Consider the following 24077-nt stretch of genomic DNA (forward strand, 5'->3'; position numbering starts at 1 on the left):
ATCAGCTCCCCAGCGCGACCACGCCGCCGGTCGAGCCGAAACCGCCCTCACCCCGCGCCGTCTCGTCAAGTTCCTCGACGGCCACCCACGAGGCGCGCGTCACGGGCGCCAGAACCAGTTGCGCGACGCGGTCGCCGCGGCGAATGTCGAAGCCTTCGGCGCCGTGGTTGATGAGGATGACCTTGACCTCGCCCCGGTAGTCCGAATCCACCGTCCCCGGCGAATTGGGCACCGAAATGCCGTGCTTGAGCGCAAGGCCCGAACGCGGGCGTACCTGAATTTCGTAACCCACCGGGATCGCCACCGAGAGGCCGGTGGCCACCGCATGACGCCCACCGGACGGGATCGTCACGTCCTCGGCCGAGACCACGTCCATGCCCGCCGCGCCTTCGGTGGCGTAGACGGGCAGGTCCAGCCCCTGCCCGTGCGGCAGGACCTTGACCATGACGGGGACTTCATTCGGCGAGTGCATCGGCAATCCTTTCGACGAGGGCGCGCGCGACGTCCCCCTTGGGCATTTCGGGAAGGGAAACCACCTCGTCGGCCATGACGATGTGGACGGTATTGGCATCGCCGCCCATGACGTCGCCGGAGACGTCGTTGGCGACGATCCAGTCGGCCCCCTTGCGCACACGCTTGGCCTGGGCATAGCGGATGACGTCCTGCGTCTCCGCCGCGAAGCCGACGACCAGCGGCGGGCGGCGCAGGCCATGGGCAAGGCCGGCGAGAATATCGGGGTTTTCGGTCAGTTCGAGCGGCGCGATGGCGCCGCCGTCCTTCTTGAGCTTCTGGTCGGCCGAGCGCACCACCCGCCAGTCGGCAACGGCGGCGACCATCACCGCAACGTCAGCCGGAAGCGCGGCGTCGACGGCCTCGGCCATCTCCAGCGCGCTCTCGACATCGACGCGGTCGACACCCGGCGGGGTCGGCAGGTGGACCGGCCCTGCCACCAGCGTCACCCGCGCGCCCGCCTCGGCGGCGGCGGCGGCGATGGCGAAGCCCTGTTTGCCCGAGGAACGGTTGGCGATGTAGCGCACCGGGTCGATCGGCTCGTGCGTAGGCCCGGCGGTGACGAGGACGTGCTTGCCGAAAAGCCGCAGCGGCTCGTCGGAGAGCGGGATCAGTTCGAGCGCGCCGGGATCAGTGGCGGGCGCCGCCCGGGCACTGCCCTTGACCGCCAGCGGCGAAGTGCTGGCGGGTATGGCACGCGGCCCGCGCGGGATCATCGTGGCGGAAAGGCCGCCCGGCTCGTCACCGACGATACCTTCGGGGCCATGGCCGAGGCAGCGGGCGATGTGCTCCCAGATTTCCGCCGGTTCGGGCAGGCGGCCTGGGCCGTATTCGCCGCAGGCCATCGCGCCCTCGTCGGGCTCCATCACCTCGACGCCGGAATCGCGCAAGGTCTGGACGTTGCGCTGTGTCGCGGCGTGGAGCCACATGCGCACGTTCATCGCGGGAACCGCGAGCACCGGCTTGTCGGTCGCCAGCAGCAGTGTGGTGGCCAGATCCCCCGCCAGGCCCGCCGCCATCTGCGCGAGCAGGTCCGCCGTCGCCGGGCAGACGACCACGAGGTCGGCCTGGCGGCTGAGCTGGATATGGCCCATCTCGGCCTCGTTCTTGAGGTCCCAGAGCGTCGTGTGGACGGGGTTTTCCGATAGCGCCGCAAGCGTCATCGGGGTGACAAACTTCGCGCCCCCCTCGGTCAGCACGCAAGTCACCGAGCCGCCTTCGCGGCGGATGATGCGCACGAGTTCGCAGGCCTTGTAGGCAGCGATGCCGCCGCCCACGATCAGCAGAATGCGCGGTCCGTTCATGACTGGGGCTTCTGCAACAGCGTGAGCATGGGCGCAATCAGTTTGGCACAGGCCCTTGGGCCGCCGCTACCAGTTGCATCACCGCGCGCGGAGCAAAGACCAGCCCGGCGAACATGACCGGCGCGATCATCGCCCCCCAGTAGAAATTGTCCCACCGCCCGACGAGCATGAACGCAAGCCCGTATCCCGCGCAAAGCAGGAACCCCGCCAGCCCCGAGCGACTGCGCCAGCCGAGCCAGCCGAAAGTCATCAGCACCACCGCAGGACCTGCGAGAAAGTGCGGAAGCCAGCGCAAGTTGCTCGACTGCACCACATTGACCAGCCAGCCCGCCATGCCACGCATGACCAGCCATGCCGGGCCGTGCGGGTCGCTCGGCAGCACGTCCCTCGCGATGATCGAGAGGTGCCAGGCGAGGCCCGCGAAAAACACCGCGATCAGCAGGGCCCACGCCGCGCTCTCGCGCCAGTTGCGGTTCCACAGCGCGAAAGCGGCCATGAGCAGCACGTAAGGCAGCGTCAGTTCACGAATCGCCAGCGCCAGCGCGGCGCAGAGGAAGGCCGCGATCCAGCGCCCACCCTGTCCGTCCCGGCCGATCCGGTGCAGGCCGAAGGACAGCGCGATCAGGCCACCGGCCCAGAGTTCATGCAACGGAAAATAGTGCCGGTTGAGCTGCAGAGAGGCACCCACGAATACCATAGCGGCACCCAGACGCTGCACACGGCCGCCATCGTCCGTGTCCACGCCCAGACGGCGCCACCATACCGCGACGATTCCCAGCATGAGCGCCATCGCCGCGGCCATCTGGCCGCGCTCGCCGAGCATCGCGTTGATATAGGCCAGCGTCGGCAGGCGCACCGCGATGCCGGGGTTCACCGGATAGTTGCGCGCCCTCTGCTCGGGCACGATGAAGTCGTAGTAGTTCTCGCCCTTCTGGATGCGGGCGATGGCGACCTCGTACAGCGCGAGGTCCTCGTCATAGGGCTTGTCCGGGGTGATGACGGCCTGGCCCCCCGCGTCCACCGGCCCTTCGACCGCACCCTCCCACGGCGAGCGATTGCCCGGCTTGTTGGTCGGCGCGATCATCGAGGCGATCAGCACCAGCGCCAGCAGCGCAAGCGCCAGCCGGGCAAGTCCGGGCGAGAGCCGCGCGAAGCGGCCCCTGTCCGTCAGTTCAGAAGAGTCCAGTACGTCAGTGCCCACGCTGCCGCGCCCCCAAGGATTGCGGCTAGAGCATAGCCACCCCAGTGGTTACTTTCGCGTTTACGGCGCTCCCAGATCAGCTCCACCTCGGGCAGCGGAGCCTGTTCCGGCGCGCCGCCCTTGGGCGGGAAGCGGTCCTCGATCCGGCGAACCAGCGCGGGCAGGCGCATCAGCGTCTCGATATCCTCGCGCACCCGGTCGACGATCATCGCCTCGGGGCCGAGTTCGTCGCGGATCCAGTCCTTCACGAAAGGCGCCGCGACGTCCCACATGTTGATCTCGGGATCGAGGGCGGTGGCCAGCCCCTCGACCATCACCATGGTCTTCTGCAGCAGCAGCAGGTGCGGCTGCACCGCCATGTCGAAATCGCGGGTGATCGCGAAGAGCCCATCGAGCATCTGTCCGACCGACAGCTCCGACACCGGCTTGCCGCGCATCGGTTCGCCCACGGCACGCAGCGCGGTCGCGAATTCCTCGACCGTGTGATAGCTGGGGACGTACTGCGCCTCGAAGTGGATTTCGGCGACGCGGCGGTAATTGCCGGTGGTCAGGCCGTAGAGGATTTCCGCCAGCCACAGCCGCGCCTGACGGTTGATCCGGCCCATGATGCCGAAGTCGATCGCGACGATCGTGGTATGTTCCGGCGCCCCCTGCACGAACAGGTTGCCCTGGTGCATGTCGGCATGGAAAAACCCGCAGGCAATCGCCTGCGTAAGAAAAGTCAGCACCAGCCTGCGCGCGAGCTTGGGCATGTCGTGCCCGGCCTCGCGCAGCGCCGCGAGGTTGCTCATCTTGATGCCGTCGATCCATTCGACCGTCAGCACCGAGCCGTTGGTGCGGTCCCAGTCGATATCGGGAACGCGGTAATCCTCGATCCCCTTCATCGCATCGGCGAGTTCGGAGGCCGAGGCGGCTTCGCGGCGAAGATCGAATTCGCGCTGGGTCCAGCGCTTGAGGTTGGCGATCACGGCACGCGGACGCAACCGCGCCGCTTCGTTGCCAAGCGCCTCGAGATGCGCTGCGGCCCATTCGTACGTCTCGACGTCGTGCGCGAACTGCTCGCGGATGCCGGGACGCAGCACCTTGACGGCGACGTCGCGCCCGTCCGGCGTAACCGCGCGGTGGACCTGCGCGATCGAGGCGGCGCCTACCGGAGTTTCCTCGATCGAGGCGAAGATGCGCTCGAGCGGGCGGCCGAAGGTGCTCTCGATCTGCGCGCGGATCGCCGCGAAGGGCACGGGCGGCAAGCTGTCCTGCAAGGTCAGCAGGTTGTGCGCAGGACCTTCGCCGACGAGGTCGGGCCGGGTGGCGAGCGCCTGCCCCAGCTTGATCGCGGCGGGGCCGATCTCCTGGAAGGCGCCGGCATAGTCGGGCTCGGCCGGCTGGCGCGTGCCGAAGCGCGCGATCCGGCACAGGCGCTTGACCGGCGCCGGGGCATTGCGGTCGTTCTCGATCCCGCGCAGCGCCCCATGGCGCGCGAGGACGCGGCCCCACTTGAGGAGACGCGCGATGTGGACGGGGGTGGAAGTCACCGGATCGTCAGACCTTCCAGCCCGAATGGATCGCGACGAGGCCGCCGAGAATCGGCTCGACCTTGGTATGCTTGAACCCGGCCTTGCGGATCATCCCTTCGAATTCCGGCATCGGCGGGAAACGGCGGATCGATTCGATCAGGTAGCGGTACGAATCCGCGTCCCCGGCGATCATCGAGCCGATCTTCGGGACCAGCTTGTGCGAATAGGCGTCGTAGACTTCCTTGAAGCCCGGCCATTCGGTGGTCGAGAATTCGAGGCAGAAGAAGCGGCCGCCGAACTTGAGCACGCGGTGCGCCTCGGCCAGCGCCTTGTCGATGTGGGTGACGTTCCGGATGCCGAAGGCGATCGTGTAGGCGTCGAAGAAATGGGCCGGGAAGCTCAGTTCCTCGGCGTTCTGGCGCGACCACACCAGCGTGTCGATGCCGCGCTCCATCGCGCGCTCGATACCGACGTCGAGCATGTCCTGGTTTATATCCGAGACGGTGACCACCGCGCCCTCGGCTTCCATGCGAAAGGCGATGTCGCCCGTACCGCCCGCCATGTCGAGGATCTGCTCATCGGGCCGCGGACGCACGCGGCGCACGAACTTGTCCTTCCACAAGCGGTGCATGCCCACCGACATGGCATCGTTCATCACGTCGTACTTGCGCGCGACGGAGGAGAAGACGGCGCCGACGCGGCTTTCCTTGTCCTCGGCCGCGACGTCTTCATAGCCGAAGGAAACGGTTTCGCTGCCGGTTTCGCTGCCGGTTTCGGGGCCGGCCTGGCCACTGATTTCGCTGCTCATGGCGCAGTCCTCTAAACGGCCGGGCGCGCCTGCGCCACCGCTTTTACCGCAAGGATGTGACGGGATTCGTCATGCACAGGCGCCGCCGCCTGCGGCATTCTTGTCCGCGTCCCCATTCCCGGAGAAACGCGATGGCCGAAATGTCCCTCCAGCCCACCTTCAGCCTCGCGCCCGAGAAGCTGTGGCAGGCGATCAATCCCTGGACCTGGACGTTCGAGGGCTCGCAGGTCGGGCTGGTCAACGTCAACATCGGCGAGACCAAGTACCCCGAGACCGAGCGCGCGATCCTCGATGAAGTCGGCAGTTACGGCCGTCAGCTGGGCCGGATCGGCGATGCCCTGGAAGTGCTGATCGCCCATTTCGACACGGCCCGGCTCTCCGAGGCGGAGCGCGACGCATTGACGATCCTCGAAGGCGACCTCGCCAAGATCCGCCGCATCAAGGCTCGCGAACGGAAGAAGGCGCAGTGAACTTGCCAGCCCGGCCCAATGAAAGCACCCTCCCTTCAGGGGAAAACAGGAGGAAGAACCAATGACCGACTTCGACCCAAGACCCGCGAGTTCGGCGCCTAAGTCGGGTTTCGACTTCAACCAGCCGACGATCATAAACCTGCTCTATCTCGCATCCTACGTGACCGGAGTGACGGGCATCGTCGGCGTCGTGCTCGCCTATGCCTGGCGCGGGGACGCGAAGGCCGCATGGGAGGTGTCGCACTACGAATATGCGATCCGCACGTTCTGGCTGTTCTTCCTCGGCATGGCGGTAGGCACGATCCTGACGCTCGTGCTGATCGGCATCCCGATCCTGATCGCGGTGTCGGTTCTGGTGATCGTGCGCTGCGTGATGAGCATCCTCAACGCGCAGAAGCAGGTGCCGATGCCCAATCCGGGCAGCTGGCTGGTCTAGAATTCAGACCCATCCGTCGTTGCGAGCGTAGCGAAGCAATCCAAGGCTGTTGAACTCCGCCCTGGATTGCTTCGCTACGCTCGCAATGACGATTTTATGAGGCGGTTGCGGGCGGCGCCTTCTCAAAAGGCACGATACGCGAGGTACGCCAGACCCGCCGCCTGCACCGCGGCGATGGTGTGGAGCTGGGCGACGAAGGGTTGCTTGCGCGTCTTGTGCCGGAAGGCCCGGCGCCCGGCATAAGCGCCGGGCGTCCCGCCCGCGAGCGCCAGAAACAGCAGGCGTGCTTCCGGGATACGCCGTTCTCCCCCCCGCGCGCGGGCCTTGTCGATACCGAAAGCAGCGAAGGCGACGAGGTTGAGCCCCGCCGCCAGCACCCACAGAACGTCCGTCAAATTCAGGCCGGTCACAGGCGGGCGAAGATCGACACCGCAAGGTTGATCCACAAGGCGAGCGTGAACAGAATGCCCAGAACGAAGGCCCCGCCCCGGTGCGCCGGGTTATTGTAGGTCATGTGGATCAGGCTCTGCACCACCCGCGCGGCGACGTAGCCCCAGGCGAAGATCAGTGTCCAGCGTCCCACGACCGCCACCACGAAAGCGGTGAGGCAGGCGGCATAGAACAGCGTCGGCAGTTCGAACAGGTTATCATAGTGCCGCACCGCCGCGCGGGCGCTTTCGGGCTCGGGCGGGCCGATGTGCGCACGGTAGTAGTCGGGATCCATCGACTTGATGATACCGGTGCGGGCGACCGCCATGCGCACGAAAGCCACGAACGTCAGCGCGACCACCACCAGCATCGGCAGGAAGATCAGGGTCGGGTTATGGGACATGCGGCGGCCTCCTTCATTGATGGTTCCGCGTAAGCGAGCGGGTATCGCCCGGTCAGTTGCCGGGCGTTGCAGCCGTATCCGGCGCCACGTCCGCAGGCGCAGCGGCCTCCGGTTCGTCCTGTTCGTCCGGGAGCGGACCACCCTCGGGCCCCAGCTTCTCCCAGGCCTCGTCGGCGTCGGTCGGCGGCGGAGGCGGAGCGGCGGCGACGATCGGTTCGGGCTTGAGCCGGGATTTCGGGGTGCGGATGGCGTAATGGTCGCCGCCGTCCTTGCTGAAGGCATAGACCTGGGTGAACGGCACACGGTACTCGGCCGTCCCGTCCGAGACGATCACTTCGTTACCGGCGAGGCGTTCGACGGTGCCGATGGCGAAGCCGTCGTCATCGACGAGCGGAAGGCCATGGACGAGTTCCTCGCGGGACACATTGCGCACGGTGACCGCGTTCTCGTCAAGCAGGGCGCGCTTGCCCGCCTTGCTGTCAGCGGAGACGGGGGCCGGCGTCTGGGCGAGCGCCGGCGAGGCGGTGATTGCAGGAGCGAGCGCAAGCGCGCTCAGCAGCAGCATGGTACGGGGCAAGACCGTTTCTCCGGACAGAATTCTCAGGAGAAATGCGCATGAAGCACGCCGGTTGCCAAGAGCTACCCGCTGCGGGCGGCCGGAAACATCCGGCAGAGTAGGAAATTGAACGGCCGGACGGCGGGAATGGAGGAAAAATTGCCCCCATTCCCGATCCGATACGACTTACTCCGCCGCCACTTCGCCGAACAGGCCGGGCTCGGAACCGTCGTCCACCAGCGGCTCGTCGTTCGCGCGCACCTTCTTGCGCGAGTCGAAGTTGGCCCACACGGTGTTCCAGTCGCCGCGCGTCGCGCCCTTCGAATATTCCGTGGAGCGCGTCTCGAAGAAGTTGGCATGCTCGACGCCGTTGAGCAGCGGCTGCAGCCAGGGCAGCGGGTGGTCCTCGATCAGGTAGATCGGCTTCATGCCCAGCTGGCCGAGGCGCCAATCGGCGATATAGCGGATGTACTTCTTGATATCCTTGGGCGTCATGCCCGGCACCGGACCCAGCTCGAAGGCGAGGTCGATGAAGTTGTCCTCGAGACGGATCGTGGTCTGGCACTGGTCGGCGATATCGTCCTTCACCGCCTTGGTGAGGCAGCCACGCTCTTCGCAGAAGGCGTGAAACAGCTTGATGATGCCTTCGCAGTGCAGCGATTCGTCGCGCACCGACCACGAGACGATCTGGCCCATGCCCTTCATCTTGTTGAAACGCGGGAAGTTCATCAGCATCGCGAAGCTGGCGAACAGCTGCACGCCCTCGGTGAAGCCGCCGAACATCGCCAGGGTGCGGGCGATGTCCTCGTCGTTGTCGACGCCGAACTTCTGCAGGTAGTCGTGCTTGTCCTTGAGTTCCGAATACTCAAGGAACGCGCCGTACTCGCTCTCGGGCATGCCGATGGTGTCGAGCAGGTGCGAATAGGCGGCGATGTGCACCGTCTCCATGTTGGAGAAGGCGGTGAGCATCATCTTGATCTCGGTCGGCTTGAAGACGCGCGCGTACTTCTCGTGGTAGCAGTCCTGCACTTCCACGTCGGCCTGCGTGAAGAAGCGGAAGATCTGGGTGAGCAGGTTGCGCTCATGCTCCGAGATGTTCTGCACCCAGTCGCGGCAGTCCTCGCCCAGAGGCACTTCCTCGGGCAGCCAGTGGACCTGCTGCTGGATCTTCCAGTAGTCGTAAGCCCAGGGATATTCGAAGGGCTTGTAGGTCTTGCGGGCTTCGAGAAGGGACATGGGCGGCTCCGGTGGATCGTCTGAAATTGCGTTCACCCACAACGCTTTCACGCTTGGGCGGAAAGGCCAGAGATAGGCAAGATCGCGCGCAAATCGAGTGCGTGAATCATCTTCCCACAGGAATATGTGGGGGCAAGGAAAAAGTGCAGCCCCAAGGGGTTGTGGGTGTGATTAATTTCGCCGCCCTCGCATGAATCCCCGGATTGTGCCGGTCAGAGGACTTCGGCGACGCCTTTCAGGCTCTCTCCCAGCTTGTCGATCGCCTGCGCTTTCAGCTGGTGCACACGCGGGATCGAAACTTGCAAGACCTCGGCGATCTCAGCGAGGTTCAGTTCCTCGACGAAGTAGAGCTGCACGATCAGCTTGAGCCGATCCGGCAGGTCGGTGATCGCCGCGATGACCGCGCCGCACATCTCGACATCGACCAGCATCGCGAAGCTGTCAGGCGTTTCCGTGGCGCAGGTCATCGACTGATCGGAATAGACCTTGTCAATCGGCTCGAAGCGCATCGGGCGGGCGGCGTCCTGCAGCGAAACCAATTCGCACTCGCCAATGCCCATCGCCTGTGCCAGTTCGTCGGGCCTCGGATCGCGGCCGAGCCAGCCCCGGAGCTGCGTCTCTTTGTCGGCCAGCATGCGGCGTCGCTCGGACGTCCCGCGCGTGCCCGGCGCGGCGCACGAGGTCCAACATCGCCCCCCTCACCCGCATCTTGGCGTAGGCGGCGAAGCCGTCCTCAGTCTGAAGGTCGCGCATCTGCACGCATTCGGTGAGGGCCGCCAGGCCCAACTGCGCTAGATCCTCTCCGGGCGGCCCGATGCCGTGGACGTACCAGGCTTACCGCTTAACCATCGGCAGGAGGCGGCGAACCCGGTCGGCCACGTTGCCCTCGTTAGCGCTGCGGGCGGAAAAGGACATCTGGTCGATATTCATGCGACCCAACTTTCTTCGGAGGCGCTTTCTTCAACGGGGGCGGAAAGGCCCATCGCATCATGGGGCCGGCCGGCGCAGCCGATCTCGTCGATCACTTCGATCGGCTGCGCCGCAGGCATTCGGAGATCGAGGGGACCAGGCACAGCAGCGCGGCGAGCGCGCGAAGTGCTGGGCTCCACCACTAGTGCCAGCGGCAGGGAATGCACGACGGCATCGCCGAAGACCGCTTCCACCGCATCGAGGGCGCGGCCGACCACGAAGCGCTAATCCCCACCGACCCGCATGACCCGAGGAACCGGTGGATTTCGGTGTCGGTGATGGATTGAGGAGGTGCGACTGACTGCTGGGGCTTCGACAAGCTCAGGGTGAGCGGCAGTAGCGCAAACCTCCAAACCCGCTCAGGCTGAGCTTGTCGAAGCCCCGAGCCCAAACGCATCCATTGCCACCGCGATGCCCCTCCCCTTGCTTCGCCTCCCGCATCACCACACCCTCCCCGCAAAAGGGAGAGCCTCATGCAATTCACCGGCCCCGCCGAGGACCGCGCCGCCATCCGCGAACTGATGGAGACGTACGCCGACGCCGCATCGCGGATCGACAAGGCGCAGTGGCTCGATTGCTGGGCGCCCGATGCCGAGTGGATCACCAGCCACGCCGAAGTCCGGGGCCACGAGGCCCTCTCCCGCACCTGGGACGATCTGTTCGCCACGATGGAGGCGATGGTCTTTTTCGCCATGCCCGGCGCGATCCAGGTTTCGGGCGACACTGCCAAGGGCCGCTGCCACGTGCGCGAAATCGCCCGGATCGAAGGCAAGGTGATGAAATTCGCCGCCCGCTACGACGACGAACTCGTCCGCCATGGCGCGCGCTGGCGCTTCGCCCGGCGCATTTACGCCATGAACATCGCCGAATAGCGCGCGCCTCTTGCGGCGGGACGGCCGCGCGATTAGGAAAGCCGCGTCGAAGCGCTCATCCCGAGCCTTTCGACAAAGATCGCGCCGGTGCCCCGCAAGGGGCTTAAAAGGGAACGCGGTGAGGATGTTCTCATCCAAATCCGGGGCTGTCCCTGCAACTGTAAGTGGCGAGCGCGATGCATAGGCCGGTGCCCCGAAGGTGGACACCGGCAGCCACTGGGCCGGACGCTGCGACATGCGAGGCCACGGGAAGGCCATGCATCAAGCGATGACCCGCGAGCCAGGAGACCTGCCTGCGTCCGGTCGCTCTTGCCTTGGTCCAGGGGATGGCCGCGGCACGGAACTGTCCGTCTGAGCGACGCAACGTGCGGCGGGGGCCGCATCGGCGCGAGGGACGCCGGGCGCTGCCGCGTCCGTCCGGGGCCTCCCGTGCCGACCGCGCCGACGGCGCGGCAGTCCCCCGTCAGGTCGCCGACGCGAAGACGGATCATGACGCCGATGTCGCCTGCGAAAACCCCTCTAAAGAGCCGGATAACTGTGCTCTTTTCCGTACTTGTCGCCGCCAACCTCCTCGTTTGGGGCTGGGCCTTCAGCCTGTTCCACGCCAGCCCGGTGATGCTGGGCACCGCCCTCCTCGCCTGGAGCCTCGGCCTGCGCCACGCCGTCGACGCCGACCACATCGCCGCCATCGACAACGTCACTCGCAAGCTGATGCAGGAGGGCCAGCGCCCGATCACCGTGGGCCTGTGGTTCGCGCTCGGCCATTCCGCCATTGTCCTGATCGCCGCGACTACCATCGCGCTGGCAGCAGGCACTCTCGATGATTTCGAGGCGTTCGGCCGCTCGGGCGGGGTGATCGCCACGATCATTTCGGCGACCTTCCTGTTCCTGATCGCGATCATGAACCTCGCGATCCTGCGCGGGGTCTGGCAGCGCTTCGTCGAAGTACGGCGCGGCGGGACCTATGCCGAGGAAGACCTTGACATGCTGCTCGCCGGGCGCGGGCTGATCGCGCGAATCCTGCGCCCCGTGTTCCGGCTGGTGCGCCATGCCTGGCACATGGCGCCGCTCGGTTTCCTGTTCGGCCTCGGTTTCGACACCGCCACCGAAGTCGCCATCCTCGGTCTGTCCGGCGCCCATGCGGCAGACGGGATTTCGTTGGGCTCGGTACTTGTATTCCCGGCGCTGTTCGCAGTTGGCATGGCGCTGGTCGATACCGCCGACGGCGTCATCATGCTGGGGGCCTACGAGTGGGCCTTCGTCAAGCCGATCCGCAAGCTCTACTACAACATCGTCATCACGGCCATCTCCGCCATGGTGGCGCTGGTGATCGGCTCGATCCAGACCGCCGCGCTGCTGTCAGAGAAATTCGGGCTGGAGGGCGGCGTATGGTCCGGGGCGGCCTCGCTTTCGGAGCAGTTCAACACGCTGGGATTCCTGATCATCGGCCTGTTCGTGGTGTGCTGGTTACTGAGCTGGGCCGTGTTCCGCTGGGGCGGGCTGGACTCGGTAGAGATGCGGGCAACGGCCAACCCACCCCGCTGCGACTAGGTCGCAAACGACCAACCCTCGGTCCCTCCCGCAAGCGGGAGGGACCGAGAGTGGATCTTTTTCAACGCAAGAAAGCCCGGACCATGAGGAACCACGGCCTTTTCGAATCTTCCGGGACAGGAAGGCTCTACATAACATTGCGTTATTAGTGCAGCAGCGAGAGGACGCTCTACTGGCTCTGGTTGGCCCGTGCGAGCATCGCGGTGTGGCCCTTCGGTCGTCAATGCCTATGTCACCACCAAAGTGGACGGCGCACCCGTCGTCATCCCCTCCCGGCCGGGCTTCTGACGGGACAGTTCGGGGAAACCTGTCAGCCCGGCTGCCGGTTCAGGCTGTCAGTGAAGGCGGATGGAAGTCGAGGCCAACTGGACATCAGCGGCATGCGGCGCGCGCTCGCCCTTCGCCAGCACCGCAGCGACGTGCCCGGCCAGCATCGCCAGCGCAAGCGTCGAGCCCTCAGCAATGGCCTCCTCGGAGCCGCCCGGCGGCACCACGGTCGCAAGGCAGGTGTCGTGACTGCCGCGCGACAGCATGAAGGGCATGTCCGGGCCGATGATCTCAAGCACGGCGCTCATCGCCGCGCCGCATTCGAGCATCGCATCGATACGCACACGGTCGAGCGGTATGGCACCGTCGATGCCGACGCCGTCCAACAAGGCCAGCGCTTCGCGAATACGGTCGATCTCCTCGCACGCGGCACTGCCCGCGCAATCGTGGAGGAAGTCACGCAGACGCCTCGCATGAGCGCGATCGCCGCCGACATTGTTCGAAGTACTTGCCATTGCCTTATCGTTTTCTTTCGCGTCCGAAGGGTGCGCCACAGTCCCCAGACGTGGCCCGGCGTCAATACGCAGTTCCATATAGCCCGGATTCGCTGTCCCACCTTGTTACATCTTATAGAGGCTAGGTGAAACACCCGTGTATTCAGGGCTGCGCAGACTCCTTGCGGAAATCCCCTTAGGGAAACCGCCTCTAGAGCCGCGCTATCGCGTCAAGTCTATCAGCCACCCAGTCCGGCTCGGTAAGCATCAGGTCATGTCCAGTCTCTATATCCCAGACCCTACCGTGAGATCTCTCGGTCAGTAACTTCATGTCACGCCCCGATATTGTCGAGGTGCAGACGATATGGCTCTCCGGAATGGCGCGCATCGCGGCTTCCCGGGTGAGCACGAGGTTCTGCTCGAAGCATCGCCATGGCTGGACGGTCAACCGGGCATCGATCCATGGTCCCAGCACCGAATCGGTCACTCCGAAAAATGCGGCCATGCCGGGCATCGCCGCCATAACGACTCGCACGCCGTCGATCTCATTCAACCCTTGCCTGGCGCCATGGATGGCTTCGTAAGCGTGCTCGCAAAGTGATTCGCCGTCGCGCGGATAGGCCGCGTCGAGATAGACGCGGTGGCCGACACGTTCGGGTTTGCGGTCCGCCGCGCCGGTGATGACCATGTCGCCATAACTGTGGCCGACGAGGATCGCGTCAGTGAGATCCTCGAAATCCAGAAGCCCGGCGATGTCGGCAATGTGAGTGTCGAGATCGATCGTGGCGCTTAACAGGTGCGCGCGGTCGGCAAGGCCGCTCAGCGACGGTGCGTGCACATCGTGCCCGAGCGCCCGCAACCGCTGCGCTACCGGCTTGTAGCCCCAGCCGCCGTGCCCGCCGCCATGGACCCGAACGAAAGTCGACACGCCGCCCCCTGATTATGATCCACAAAGGATCACATCAGTGCGCTTGTGTCAGGCGCCGACAATCTCCTGGCGTGCCGCAAACCATGCGATCATGCGGTCGATCGCGTCCTCGATCTCGGGTGTGGAGACCGCGAAGCTCAGGCGGATGAAACGATGGCCGTCGACCGGATCGAAGTCGATGCCGGGCGCCGTGGCGACGCCGGTGTCGGCAAGCAGTTGGCGGCAGAAGGCGAAGCTATCGTTGGTCAGGTGGCGGATGTCGGCCCAGATATAAAAGGCACCGTCCGGCGGCGCGATCCGTTGCAGGCCCAGGCGAGGCAGCGCCGCCAGCAAAAGCTCGCGGTTACGGGCGTAGCTCGCGTGGTGTCCTTCCAGTTCCTCGACGCAGTCGAAGGCTACCAGCCCGGCATGCTGCGCCAGCACCGGCGGGGTCAGGAACAGGTTGGCGATCCGCGCCCGCGCCGCGTCAATCAGGTGGGGCGGGACGACCAGCCAGCCCAGTCGCCAGCCGGCCATCGAGAACCACTTGGAAAAGCTGTTCACCACCAAGGCCTCCGGCACGTGCTGCAGCACGGAGTCCGCCGTCATGCCGTAGGTCAGTCCGTGATAGATCTCGTCGGAGATGACGGTGATGCCTTTGCGCGCACAAACCTCGGCGATGGCCGCAAGCTCCTCGGGCGCGATGACGGTCCCGGTGGGGTTCGCCGGGCTGGCGAGGATCAGTCCTTCCGGCGCCGGGTCGAGCGCGTCGAGCGCGGCGGCAGTGACCTGATAGCGCTCGGCCGGCCCGCAGGGCAGTTCGACCGGCTCGATGTAGAGCGTGCGCATGGCATTGCGGTACGCGACGTAGCCCGGGCGAGCGAGCGCCACCCGCGCGCCGGGACGGAACAGGCACGACAGCGCCAGCACGAAGGCCGGCGATGCGCCGCAGGTCAGGAACACCTGCTCGGGCGAAACCATGACGCCATAAGCTTCGGCATAGTGACGCGCGATCCGCTCGCGCAGTGCCGGGCTTTCCCAGTATCCGCCCGCCTCTGCATCCAGCACCGCGTGGGCGGCGGCGATGGCGGCAGCTGGAGCCCCCGTCGAGGGCTGGCCGTATTCCATGTGGATCACGTCGCGCCCCTCGGCGGCGAGTTCGTAGGCGAGACGGCCGATGGTGGTGGCGTGGAAGGGTTCGACGTGCGCGATCATGCCCGCCTGCTACGCGCAGCAAGGGCGCGATGCAATGCGGGCGCCTTGCGGGATCGGTGCGATGCGCGCTCAGGATGCGAAGACGGTGTAGATCCGCGCGTCGAACAGCCACCGGCCGTCCAGCCGCACGAATCGGTCGTGATATTCGCCGGTGACCTCCTTGTCAGTGCCAGTGATCCGCGCCACCATCATCGCATTGGCCCGCGCAGTATCGCCCGTGACCTCGATCATCAGGTTATGGATCAGCGGCACCGGATGCGGCCTTCCCTTTCCTTCGAGCAGAAACGCAACCAGTGCCTGCGGAGTGTCAAACCGCTGGCGCACGACGTGTTCGGCACGGTCCGGCGCACCGGAGCGGACCTCGAAAGTGCCCGTTGAAGCGAAAAGCTTTGAAATGTCCTCATAGGCCTCTCGCCGCACGGCGCGGGCATAGCCGTGAACGAGATCGGCGATGGCGCTTTGTGCCTCAATCCGGGCCAGGCGGTCTTCGGTCATGCGGCTGCCCCTTCACTCGCATCCCGCCGCTCGCAGGCGGCGCGGATCGCCGCGAAGCGAGGCTCGACGCTGCGCCAGACGCGGGTGTGAGTGACGATGCAGGGTTCGTCGGCTTCGATGCCCGCCAGTACCATCGCGCCGACATGGTCGGGCGTCACGCTGGAGAGCGGCATCGCCCCCGCATACTGACGGATCTCGCCCCCAACCTTGCGGGTGTTCTCGGCGAGGTTCGTGGCGACATAGCCGGGGCAAAGGAGCGACACGCCGACGCCATGCGGCGCCATCTCCTGCCGCAGAGCCTCGGTAAGCGCGGTCACGCCGAACTTGGCGACGGCATAGGCCCCCACGCCGGGCACGCTCGCGGTGAGACCGGCCTGGGAGGACGTATTCACGATATGCCCCCTGCCTCTCGCCCGCATGTCGGAGGCGAAAGCGAAGACGCCATTGGCGATGCCGGTGAGATTGATCGCCACGATGCGATCGAAGCTGGCAGGGTCCATATCCGCGAACTCGCGACCGTTGGGAGCGATGCCGGCATTGTTGACCAGTACGTCGACCGGCCCGAAAGCGCCCTGCGCCTCGGCCTTGGCCCGTGCCCAACCGTCCCGGTCGCGGGTATCGAGCATGACGCCGTGCACCGCCTCGCCCCGATCGCCCAGCACCGCGTCGAGGCGTTCTGCATCGATGTCGGCGATGGTCACCCGGATGCCCCTGCGGACCATCGCATCGACGATACCTAGGCCGATGCCGCTCGCCCCGCCGGTGACGAAGGCGTGCCGTGCCTCGCTCAAATCCATGGTTTTCACCTCTCCTGATCGCGACCTCGCCGCTTTGAGGGAATTTTGAAGAAGCGGGCACCGCCTTGCAATCGGCAACACCGCTGTTCATCACCGCCGGGACGATAAGAACAGGGAGATGCGCCGCCATGACTGTGGACGATGTGATCGCGGCTGCACGCAGCCAGACCGGACTGACCGAAATCGGCGACCCGGCCGCACTGGAAGGACTACAGAGGCTGATCGATGCCTATGCCGAAGAGGCACGCTTCACCGAGCGCGGCACGCAGCTCGCGCAGCGCGATCTGGTGAAGTACATGGCGGGCCGCATGCGGATCGAAGACTGGCTGGCCCGTCATCCCGAACTCCTCGAGCGCCCCGTCGAAAAGCCGATGTTCGTCTTCGGCCTGCCGCGCACCGGGACCACTCTGGTCATCAACCTGCTCGCCGCCGACCCCAAGCGCCGCTCGTTCCTGCGCTGGGAATCGCATGATCCGGTGCCGCCGCCGCATTTCCACGAACTGGCTGCCGGTCCTCGCTGGAAGGCGATGCAGGACCAGACGCAGGCCTCGCTGCAATATATGCCGCAGATCGCCGCTATCCATTATGAGGACGCGCATAGCCCGACCGAGTGCCAGTTCTCGATGACCTACTCGTTCTGTGCGCAGGTGTTCGAATCGCAGGCCGACATTCCGAGCTATCGCCACTGGCTGCTGCACGAGGCCGACTATCGTCCGGCGTTCCGCTTCCACAAGCGGCTGCTGCAGCTCCTGCAGGCCGAGACGGGAGGGCGATGGACGCTCAAGAACCCGTGGCACCCGTTGTTTCTGGATGCGCTGTACGAGGTCTACCCCGACGCGCAGTTGGTCATGACCCACCGCGATCCCGCCGACGTACTGGGATCCATCGGCAGTCTGATCGAGAACGTGCGGCGGATCTATTCGGACGAGATCGACCTGGAAGGCATCGGCCGGACCTTTATGGAGACCTTCGCGCTGATGATCGAGCGGCAGGACGCATTCCGCGCCGCCCATGGTGCGGATGCCATTCTCGACGTCCAGTACATCGATGTGATGAAGGACCCCATCGGCACCTGCCGCAGCATCTACGACCACTTCGGCGAGCCCTTCACGCAAGAGGCAGCGGCCGGGATGGAAGCCTACATGGCAGCCAATCCCAAGGGCAAGCACGGCAAGCACGACTACTCGCTGGAACGCTACGGCCTCACGCGCGAGGGGGTTCATGCCGCATTCGCCGACTATATCGAGCGCTACCGTATCCCCGTGAAACAGGGCGCATGACGCATCTCGGCAAGCGCTACGGCCAGCTCGTCCAGATGAGCTATGCCACGCGCGACATGGACGCGGCCCTCGCCCATGCCGAGACGCAGCTGGACATCACCGGCCTGCGCCGCAGCGAATCCGAGATTGAGGTGCTGTCCTACGGAGAACGCCGCAGACTGGGCGTGAAATCCGCGATCGCCAACGTCGCAGGCCCCCGCGGCCTGCGCCAGTTCGAGATCATCGAGCCGGTGTCTGGCGTGACGGGTATCTACACCGACGCGGTGGACCTTTCGGCGCAGGTCCTCGCCTTTCACCACATCGGTATCGCCGTGCCGGGACCTTATACAGAATGGGAGGCCCTCCTCCACGACGTGCGCGCGAGCGGGGACGCGCTGGCCCTGCAGTTCCCCGCCGAACCGTCCGCCCAAGCCGGGATTTGCTTCTGCTACGTCGATACACGCGAGAGGATCGGCCACTTCACGGAATACCTGTGGGCCGACCCTTCGCTGGCGGGAATAACGGTCGCGCCCTGGCTCTAGGTGCCGTCGCTATTGGCGCTGACGATGCCGGGACGCTCCGCGCCCATGCCCGAGAAGCCGATCGAATAACCACCGTCCACCGGCAGAATCACCCCGGTGATGTAGGCGGCCTCGTCGCTGGCGAGGAACAGGGCGGCGGAGGCGATATCCTCGGCGCGGCCCCAGCGGCCCATCGGTATCCCGGCCAGCGTGGGAAAGCCCTCCGGCGGCGAGTCGTGCGATTTCGATGCCTCGACCAGTCCGGTCCACATGGTGCCCGGGGCCACGGCGTTCACACGGATGTTCCGGTCCGAATAGTCGAGTGCCGCGACCTTGGTGAGCTGGTGCACGCCCGCCTTGGCCGAACTGTAGACGCCGTGGTGCTTCCACCCCACCACCGCCGAAGCCGAACTGGTGTTGACGATCGCACCGCCGCCCGTCTTCAGCATGGATTCGATACCGTACTTCATGCCCAGGAAGACGCCGCGAATGTTGGTGGCGTGAACCTTGTCCCACAACTCGGTCGTCTGGGCATGCAGGGGGCCCATCCCGCCGCCGAAACCGGCATTGTTGCACAGCACGTCGAGCCGACCGAAACGCTCCTCGGCCCTGGCGATCATGGCCTGGACTTGCGCCTCGCTGGAGACGTCGCAATGGATCGAGACGGCATCGCCACCGAGATCGGCCGCAACCTCGTCTTCATTGCCCGAAATGTCGGCCAGCAGCAGCCTGGCCCCTTCCGCATGGAACAGCTGCGCCATCGCGCGCCCCATCCCGGAACCTGCACCTGTGATTATGCAGACCTTGTCCTGAAGCCTTCCGGCCATTTTCCTTCTCCCTTCAAGCCGATGTGTCGATCGTCGGCCGGATCGATATTTCCGAGATGTTCGCGCGGCGCGGCATGGCGAGGATGAAGACGATGGCCTCTCCGATGTCGCGGGGCTTCACCGCACCTTCCTTCGCCACATGCGCCTGGATCGCGGCGCGCCAGTTGGGATCGGAGATGTTGTCGCCCACTTCGGTCTCGGTCGCGCCCGGCATCAGCGTCGTGACGCGGACATTGCGGCCGCCCAGTTCCTGCCGCATGCCATCGGTCATCATGTTGACCGCGTGCTTGCTGGCGGAATAGGCGCTGGTCATCGGCCCACCCTTGCGACCGGCGAGCGAGGAGATGGTGATGATGTCGCCCTCTCCCTGCTCCAGCATGTGCGGGACGGCGGCAGCACAGGTATAGACGGTGCCCATCAGGTTGATGTCGATGACTCGCCGGTAGATCGCGGTGTCGCAGTTCTCGATGCCCCCCGCCTCCATGATTCCTGCCGAGTTGATCAGGATGTCGATGCGCCCCAGCTTCTCGACCGTCTCTCCCACCGCGCGGCGGGCGTCGTCCTCCACGGTCATGTCACCCGGAATGGCCAGCGCCGTTCCACCCTCTGCCTCGATCCGGGCGACGAGGCCCGACAATCGCTCCGCCCGGCGCGCCGACAGGACGACGGCCGCACCGGCTTCCGCCAGGCACAGCGCCGCCGCCTCGCCGATGCCCGACGAGGCCCCGGTCACGAGCGCGACTTTTCCTGCAAGGGGTTTGGTCATCGGCGGCAATCTCCCGTTCGTTTTCGTATGCATTGGCTGCCCCCGAGCCGCCGCACAGTCAACGGAAAATGCTGAACCCTGTTATAATCGCTCAGGCGCGACGGAGAAGATGTATCCGATCACCTGGTTTCGGAGGAACGGCGATAGAGTACCGAATCGCCCGCACGCACTACCGGCTGCCATCCGCGCAGCGGCAGTTCGGGCGCATGCCAGACTACCCAGAGCCGGGGGATACCCGCCGGAACCCGGTCGACCGCTGCCAGAAGCTGGTTGAACCCCTGACAACTCTCGCCGACCAGCGCTCCAGTCGCCGCATCGAAGAAAGGGCCGGCGGCGGGGTTGTCGATGCTCATGAGCTGGCCGCCCGGCATCGCCCACTGGTCGTTGGCGAAAGCATGGCGGCGCATCATCGCATAGCTGGCGAGATGGACGTCACGCACGCGCGCCTGCTGCTGGATGAAGTTGACGCAGGGCAGCGCGATGAAGGTCAGCAGTTGCGAGCCGCGCGGGATCTGCTCGATCACCGCCTGCTCCTCGCGGATCTGCTCGTCCCAGGCGGCCATGCTCACCGTATTACCGACGAGGCGCAGGGCGGTGAAGACGATCCCCGCGACCAGCAGCAGCCTTTGCCTACCCGCGCCGAGGTCGATCGGACACGCGCAGATCAGCGCGAGGGCATAAATCGTCGGCGTCAAGCGCATGTCCGCGTAGGCCGAGCCGTAGATCGTGCCCGGCATCAGCATAAACAGCCCCAGCAGCACAAGCGTCCCCAGCGCCAACCCCTTGTGAAGCGCGAAACGCGGCGAGCGCCAGACCACGACAATCAGCCCCGCCAGCAGGGCCGCGCAGGCATAGTCCCACCCTTCCCACCGGTCGGCGAAGACGTTGATCAGGTGATAGAGCTTGATCCCCATCCGGAACCAGTTCTCGTTCGGCAGGTGCCCGGTCGGGTGCGGCCATGCCATGCTGGCTAGCTGCGGCACCAGCAGGCAGGTGCTGGCGAGGAAGCCGCCGCACAGCGAGGGCAGCAATCGCCCGGACCGCTCGAAACGCGCCACCAACTCGCAGCATCCAACGAGCACGCACAGCGTCGCCCAGGCTGCAAGGTGACACACCCATATGACGCAGACGACAAGACAGAACACCAGCCAGCGCCGACGCGGATGCTCCGCCATCGACGGGCTGATCCACCAGGCCAGCGCCAGCGTGACAAGCGCCATGCCCAGCGTGAAGTTGAGGAAGCCGAACTGGAACGGGTTGCCCAGCGCCAGCGGCGCCGCGAACAGCACCGTCATCGCCACGCGCCCATGCGCGGCGCGGGAAAGGCAAAGGTAGCCCGCCACCTGCAGCGCAACGATCAGGATCACAATGCCCTTCACCGCCAGCCTGAGGCCCACTATCGGCTCGAACACCCATGCCAGCAGGTCCGCGCCGAGGTTGGGCAGCAGGTTCCATCGAAAGCTGTACCACTGCGCCAGATCGGCACTGTGCCCGCCGTCCATCTGCACCATGTAGCGCGACATGTGCGCGGGCAGGTCGGTCAGCGGCGGCACCACCGGCCAGAGTAGCGGGACCACGGCCAACAGCACCAGCGCAGCGCACCAGCGCAGCGGGATCGCCCCGGCTTGTGTAGTCACCGGGCAGCCCGTCCGGGGGTGAACACGAAGTGGCGGGAGAGCAGGAAGAAGCACAGCGAATAAGCCGCCATCGCCGCGCCCTGCCCGATCAGGCTCTGCGCAAACCCGAGCCCGCGCATGAGTGTCAGCACGCCGAGATTGGCTGCATAGGACAGCGCGAACACGGTCAGGAAGCGCGCCACTTCCCCGGCCGCGACCGGCCCGCGTACCGAGAAAGACCAGACCCGGTTGAGCACAAAGGACAGGCACACGCCAACCGCATAGCTACAGGCATTGGCCGGATAGTCGCCTACCCCCAATCGCAGCAGCGCCCAGATGACCGCCAGCCCCGCCAGCGTATTGAGCACGCCCACCAGCCCGAAGCGCAAGGCGGCCATCATTGTCGTCATGTCCAGCGCGTCAGCCGCGCGGATCGAAGGCGGCGACCGTCAACGGCACCTGTATGACCCCGCGCTCGCTCGCCCGCGACTGGCTGCGAACCTCGCGCACGATGAACAGGGGCCGCCCCTTGCTCTCGATATAGAGCCGTCCGAGGTAGTCGCCGAAGACGCCGAGGATGATCAGCTGGATGCTGCCCATGATGAGCATCACCGCAATGATACTGGTCCAGCCGACGATCGTCCCCTCCTCGAACCAGCGCCAGATCGCCCAGGACAGCATCGCGAAGCCCGCAACCCCCGTCAGCATGCCCAGATGCGAGGCAATCCGCAGCGGCACCGTCGAGAAGCTGGTGATCGCATCGAACGCGAGGCGTATCATGCGGCGCAGCGGATAATGCGTCTCGCCAGCCGCGCGCGGCGCACGCTCGTAAGGCAGCGCGACCTGCTCGAACCCGATCCAGCTCACCATGCCGCGAATGAAGCGATAGCGCTCGGGCATGGCGTTGAGCTGGTCGACGACGCGCCGGGTCATCAGCCTGAAATCCCCGGTATCGACAGGAATGTCCTGCTCGGCGAGGCGATTGAGGAGCTTGTAGAAGACCGATGCGGTGCCGCGCTTGAAAGTACTCTCGCCATGGCGCGCGATCCGCTGGCCGTAGACTACATCCGCACCCGCCTCGATCCTGGCGATCATCGCGCCCAGCAGTTCGGGCGGGTCCTGAAGGTCGGCGTCGATCATCATGACGAGGTCGCCGCGGCAAACCTGCAACCCCGCCGTCACCGCCAGCTGGTGGCCATGGTTGCGCGAAAGATCGACGCCCAGCACGCGCGGATTGCGCTCGGCCAGAACACAGATCAGCGGCCAGGTGCGGTCAGTGGAACCATCGTTGACGAGGACGATCTCGTAATCCTCGCCCACCTGATCCCGACAGGCGGCCGCGAGCCGTGCTTCCAGCATGAGGAGGACCGCCTCCTCGTTGTAGCACGGCACCACGACCGAGAGGCGCGGGCAGGTCCGTTCGGCGAACGGCAGGATAGGTTCCATCTTCATGAGTCGGCCCCGCGAAACTCGGCTGTGCTTCGAGGAAGCCGTATCGACCACTTCTGGTTAACCGGCCGTAAAAGACGCTGATTTGCCGTGGGCATACGAAAAGGGCGAGGTCCGCGAACCTCGCCCTTCCACATAGGGCACCGCCTTTGGCGTCGCCCTCCCCGTGTTCGGATGTCAGGCCGTCCTGCCGCGGGCCAGTCGGCGCCGTCCGACGATCGCTGCGGCTGCGGCGCCGAACAGGATCAGCATCGGCGGAGCCGGCACGTCGGTGCCGCCCGAAGTGGTGGTGGTCGAACCGCCCGAGGACGAACTGGACGACGACGAAGAAGACGAGGAACTGGAGCTGCTCGACGAGGTCGAACCGTTCGAGCCGCCCGAGGTCGAGGAAGACCCCGACGAAGACGAGGAGCTGGACGACGATCCGCTCGACGAACCCGTAGAGGTCGCTCCGCCGGAGGAATGGTCGTTACCGCCGCTCGATGAACTGGAGGATGAGCTGGACGAGGAACTGGAAGACGACGAGGACGAGCTGGAGCTGCTCGTGCTGGTCACGTTGCCCGAGCTGGTCGACGTGGTCGAGGTGATCCCGCCGGTGGTCGTCGTGGACGTCAGACCGCCCGTGGTCGTGGTCGAAGTCAGGCCGCCGGTGCTCGAACTGGACGTGGAAGTGACGCCGCCACTGGTCGAGGTCACACCGCCCGTGGTGGAGGTCACGCCGCCCGAAGTCGAAGTGACGCCGCCGGTCGTGGAAGTCACGCCGCCGCTGCTGGTCGAGGTGATCACCACGTTGCCGCCGCCACCGCCGCCGCTGCCTCCGAAGAAGCCGCCGAAGAAACCACCGCCAAAGCCGCCGAAGCCGCCCCCCCCGCCGCCGATCACCACAGGCGCGCCGCCGCTGCCGCCCGAGTAGGACGGCCCCGGAGCGGGCGGCATGTACGGCGCGGGCATCGGCACCATCGCCATCTGCGGCTGGTCGCAGCAGGTCCGCTTGATGATCTTGCGCACGCGCTTGGTGGTGCGCGGCTGGTCCTTGCGGACGATGCGCTGGGCCGGGCGTTTCTTTACCGGAGCGGCCTTGGCCATCTTTACCTTGCGGTACTCGGTCTTCGCCGACTGCGTCTCGGCGACGTGAACGGCGCCGCCGCCGATCACGGCACAGCCCGCCGCACAGGCAGACAGTTTAGCAAGGGCCATCCGAACCG

The 24077-nt window shown here is 65.8% G+C and carries 29 protein-coding genes and 1 riboswitch; of the genes, 8 read left to right on the forward strand and 21 right to left on the reverse strand.

The genetic code is table 11. The features are described 5' to 3' along the window. Position 1 precedes the first annotated feature (1 nt). The 5 genes from dut to PKE80_RS08375 are packed head-to-tail and all read right to left on the reverse strand — an operon-like array spanning position 2 to position 5337. On the reverse strand, positions 2-472 hold the full coding sequence (gene dut, locus PKE80_RS08355; RefSeq protein WP_008833123.1) for a dUTP diphosphatase: 471 nt from the start codon (positions 470-472) through the stop codon (positions 2-4). Further along, entirely contained in the window at positions 456-1814 is a 1359-nt protein-coding gene (locus PKE80_RS08360) for a bifunctional phosphopantothenoylcysteine decarboxylase/phosphopantothenate synthase (protein WP_008833124.1), read from the reverse strand. Before PKE80_RS08360 ends, dut begins: the two co-directional genes overlap by 17 nt. Before the next feature lie 37 nt (positions 1815-1851). Then, on the reverse strand, positions 1852-3015 hold the full coding sequence (locus PKE80_RS08365) for a hypothetical protein (protein ID WP_271182063.1): 1164 nt from the start codon (positions 3013-3015) through the stop codon (positions 1852-1854). Further along, a complete protein-coding gene (ubiB, locus tag PKE80_RS08370; protein WP_271182064.1) occupies positions 2982-4547 on the reverse strand; it encodes a 2-polyprenylphenol 6-hydroxylase in 1566 nt (521 codons plus the stop codon). The genes PKE80_RS08365 and ubiB overlap by 34 nt, the downstream gene beginning before the upstream one ends. 7 nt (positions 4548-4554) lie before the next feature. After that, positions 4555-5337, reverse strand: coding sequence for a class I SAM-dependent methyltransferase (locus PKE80_RS08375; RefSeq protein ID WP_271182065.1), 783 nt, complete (start codon positions 5335-5337; stop codon positions 4555-4557). A 131-nt stretch (positions 5338-5468) separates the two neighbouring features. On the opposite strand from PKE80_RS08375, the gene PKE80_RS08380 reads away from it, so the two are divergent. Together PKE80_RS08380 and PKE80_RS08385 are read left to right on the forward strand one after the other, a co-directional pair. Continuing rightward, a complete protein-coding gene (locus tag PKE80_RS08380; protein WP_271182066.1) occupies positions 5469-5807 on the forward strand; it encodes a hypothetical protein in 339 nt (112 codons plus the stop codon). A gap of 61 nt (positions 5808-5868) precedes the next feature. Continuing rightward, complete coding sequence (locus tag PKE80_RS08385) at positions 5869-6243, forward strand: DUF4870 family protein (protein WP_271182067.1); 375 nt, start codon at positions 5869-5871, stop codon at positions 6241-6243. A 122-nt stretch (positions 6244-6365) separates the two neighbouring features. On the opposite strand, the gene PKE80_RS08390 is transcribed toward PKE80_RS08385, so the two are convergent. The 6 genes from PKE80_RS08390 to PKE80_RS08415 all read right to left on the reverse strand — a co-directional run bounded on the left by PKE80_RS08390 (position 6366) and on the right by PKE80_RS08415 (position 10054). Then, positions 6366-6638, reverse strand: a complete 273-nt coding sequence (locus PKE80_RS08390) for a DUF1294 domain-containing protein (protein WP_271182068.1) — start codon at positions 6636-6638, stop codon at positions 6366-6368. An 11-nt stretch (positions 6639-6649) separates the two neighbouring features. Continuing rightward, positions 6650-7075 (reverse strand): MAPEG family protein, encoded by a 426-nt coding sequence (locus tag PKE80_RS08395; RefSeq protein WP_271182069.1) that lies wholly within the window; start codon positions 7073-7075, stop codon positions 6650-6652. Positions 7076-7127: 52 nt separating this feature from the next. After that, positions 7128-7652: a hypothetical protein gene (locus tag PKE80_RS08400; RefSeq protein ID WP_271182070.1), complete on the reverse strand. Its 525-nt coding sequence runs from the start codon at positions 7650-7652 to the stop codon at positions 7128-7130. Between the two features lie 165 nt (positions 7653-7817). Then, positions 7818-8867, reverse strand: coding sequence for a ribonucleotide-diphosphate reductase subunit beta (locus PKE80_RS08405; protein ID WP_271182071.1), 1050 nt, complete (start codon positions 8865-8867; stop codon positions 7818-7820). A gap of 212 nt (positions 8868-9079) precedes the next feature. Further along, complete coding sequence (locus PKE80_RS08410) at positions 9080-9502, reverse strand: sigma-70 family RNA polymerase sigma factor (protein WP_271182072.1); 423 nt, start codon at positions 9500-9502, stop codon at positions 9080-9082. Between the two features lie 291 nt (positions 9503-9793). Beyond that, positions 9794-10054: a hypothetical protein gene (locus PKE80_RS08415; RefSeq protein ID WP_271182073.1), complete on the reverse strand. Its 261-nt coding sequence runs from the start codon at positions 10052-10054 to the stop codon at positions 9794-9796. Between the two features lie 255 nt (positions 10055-10309). Between PKE80_RS08415 and PKE80_RS08420 the strand changes: the two genes are divergently transcribed. Together PKE80_RS08420 and PKE80_RS08425 are read left to right on the forward strand one after the other, a co-directional pair. Next, positions 10310-10708: a nuclear transport factor 2 family protein gene (locus PKE80_RS08420; RefSeq protein ID WP_271182074.1), complete on the forward strand. Its 399-nt coding sequence runs from the start codon at positions 10310-10312 to the stop codon at positions 10706-10708. Positions 10709-10776: 68 nt separating this feature from the next. Next, a riboswitch (cobalamin riboswitch) is annotated at positions 10777-11019 on the forward strand. A 187-nt stretch (positions 11020-11206) separates the two neighbouring features. Next, positions 11207-12259 (forward strand): HoxN/HupN/NixA family nickel/cobalt transporter, encoded by a 1053-nt coding sequence (locus PKE80_RS08425; protein ID WP_370424569.1) that lies wholly within the window; start codon positions 11207-11209, stop codon positions 12257-12259. A 335-nt stretch (positions 12260-12594) separates the two neighbouring features. Here the strand turns inward: PKE80_RS08425 and PKE80_RS08430 are convergent, their stop codons facing one another. The 5 genes from PKE80_RS08430 to PKE80_RS08450 all read right to left on the reverse strand — a co-directional run bounded on the left by PKE80_RS08430 (position 12595) and on the right by PKE80_RS08450 (position 16434). After that, positions 12595-13041, reverse strand: a complete 447-nt coding sequence (locus tag PKE80_RS08430) for a hypothetical protein (protein ID WP_271182076.1) — start codon at positions 13039-13041, stop codon at positions 12595-12597. 190 nt (positions 13042-13231) lie between these two features. Next, positions 13232-13948 carry an alpha/beta fold hydrolase gene (locus PKE80_RS08435; RefSeq protein WP_271182077.1) on the reverse strand — a complete coding sequence of 239 codons (717 nt, stop codon included), beginning with the start codon at positions 13946-13948 and terminating at the stop codon, positions 13232-13234. A 48-nt stretch (positions 13949-13996) separates the two neighbouring features. Further along, on the reverse strand, positions 13997-15142 hold the full coding sequence (locus PKE80_RS08440; protein ID WP_271182078.1) for a pyridoxal phosphate-dependent aminotransferase: 1146 nt from the start codon (positions 15140-15142) through the stop codon (positions 13997-13999). A 69-nt stretch (positions 15143-15211) separates the two neighbouring features. Continuing rightward, positions 15212-15637 (reverse strand): nuclear transport factor 2 family protein, encoded by a 426-nt coding sequence (locus tag PKE80_RS08445; protein WP_271182079.1) that lies wholly within the window; start codon positions 15635-15637, stop codon positions 15212-15214. Next, the gene (locus tag PKE80_RS08450) at positions 15634-16434 is read right to left on the reverse strand and encodes an SDR family oxidoreductase (RefSeq protein ID WP_271182080.1); all 801 of its coding nucleotides are present in this window, start codon (positions 16432-16434) and stop codon (positions 15634-15636) included. The genes PKE80_RS08445 and PKE80_RS08450 overlap by 4 nt, the downstream gene beginning before the upstream one ends. 128 nt (positions 16435-16562) lie before the next feature. Between PKE80_RS08450 and PKE80_RS08455 the strand changes: the two genes are divergently transcribed. Together PKE80_RS08455 and PKE80_RS08460 are read left to right on the forward strand one after the other, a co-directional pair. Continuing rightward, positions 16563-17714, forward strand: a complete 1152-nt coding sequence (locus tag PKE80_RS08455) for a sulfotransferase family protein (RefSeq protein WP_271182081.1) — start codon at positions 16563-16565, stop codon at positions 17712-17714. Then, complete coding sequence (locus PKE80_RS08460; protein ID WP_271182082.1) at positions 17711-18235, forward strand: P-loop NTPase family protein; 525 nt, start codon at positions 17711-17713, stop codon at positions 18233-18235. The genes PKE80_RS08455 and PKE80_RS08460 overlap by 4 nt, the downstream gene beginning before the upstream one ends. On the opposite strand, the gene PKE80_RS08465 is transcribed toward PKE80_RS08460, so the two are convergent. From PKE80_RS08465 to PKE80_RS08485, 5 genes are all read right to left on the reverse strand, one after another. After that, positions 18232-19041, reverse strand: coding sequence for an SDR family NAD(P)-dependent oxidoreductase (locus PKE80_RS08465; RefSeq protein WP_271182083.1), 810 nt, complete (start codon positions 19039-19041; stop codon positions 18232-18234). The genes PKE80_RS08460 and PKE80_RS08465 overlap by 4 nt on opposite strands. Before the next feature lie 13 nt (positions 19042-19054). Then, entirely contained in the window at positions 19055-19807 is a 753-nt protein-coding gene (locus PKE80_RS08470; RefSeq protein WP_271182084.1) for an SDR family oxidoreductase, read from the reverse strand. Positions 19808-19926: 119 nt separating this feature from the next. After that, positions 19927-21444 carry a hypothetical protein gene (locus tag PKE80_RS08475; RefSeq protein WP_271182085.1) on the reverse strand — a complete coding sequence of 506 codons (1518 nt, stop codon included), beginning with the start codon at positions 21442-21444 and terminating at the stop codon, positions 19927-19929. After that, positions 21441-21833, reverse strand: coding sequence for a GtrA family protein (locus PKE80_RS08480; RefSeq protein ID WP_271182086.1), 393 nt, complete (start codon positions 21831-21833; stop codon positions 21441-21443). Before PKE80_RS08480 ends, PKE80_RS08475 begins: the two co-directional genes overlap by 4 nt. Positions 21834-21843: 10 nt before the next feature. Then, positions 21844-22875 (reverse strand): glycosyltransferase family 2 protein, encoded by a 1032-nt coding sequence (locus PKE80_RS08485; protein WP_271182087.1) that lies wholly within the window; start codon positions 22873-22875, stop codon positions 21844-21846. Between the two features lie 163 nt (positions 22876-23038). Between PKE80_RS08485 and PKE80_RS08490 the strand changes: the two genes are divergently transcribed. Next, a complete protein-coding gene (locus tag PKE80_RS08490; RefSeq protein ID WP_271182088.1) occupies positions 23039-23785 on the forward strand; it encodes a hypothetical protein in 747 nt (248 codons plus the stop codon). A 21-nt stretch (positions 23786-23806) separates the two neighbouring features. Continuing rightward, on the forward strand, positions 23807-24007 hold the full coding sequence (locus PKE80_RS08495; RefSeq protein ID WP_271182089.1) for a hypothetical protein: 201 nt from the start codon (positions 23807-23809) through the stop codon (positions 24005-24007). Positions 24008-24077 lie beyond the last annotated feature (70 nt).

The organism is Novosphingobium resinovorum (assembly GCF_027922145.1).
GTDB lineage: Bacteria > Pseudomonadota > Alphaproteobacteria > Sphingomonadales > Sphingomonadaceae > Novosphingobium > Novosphingobium resinovorum.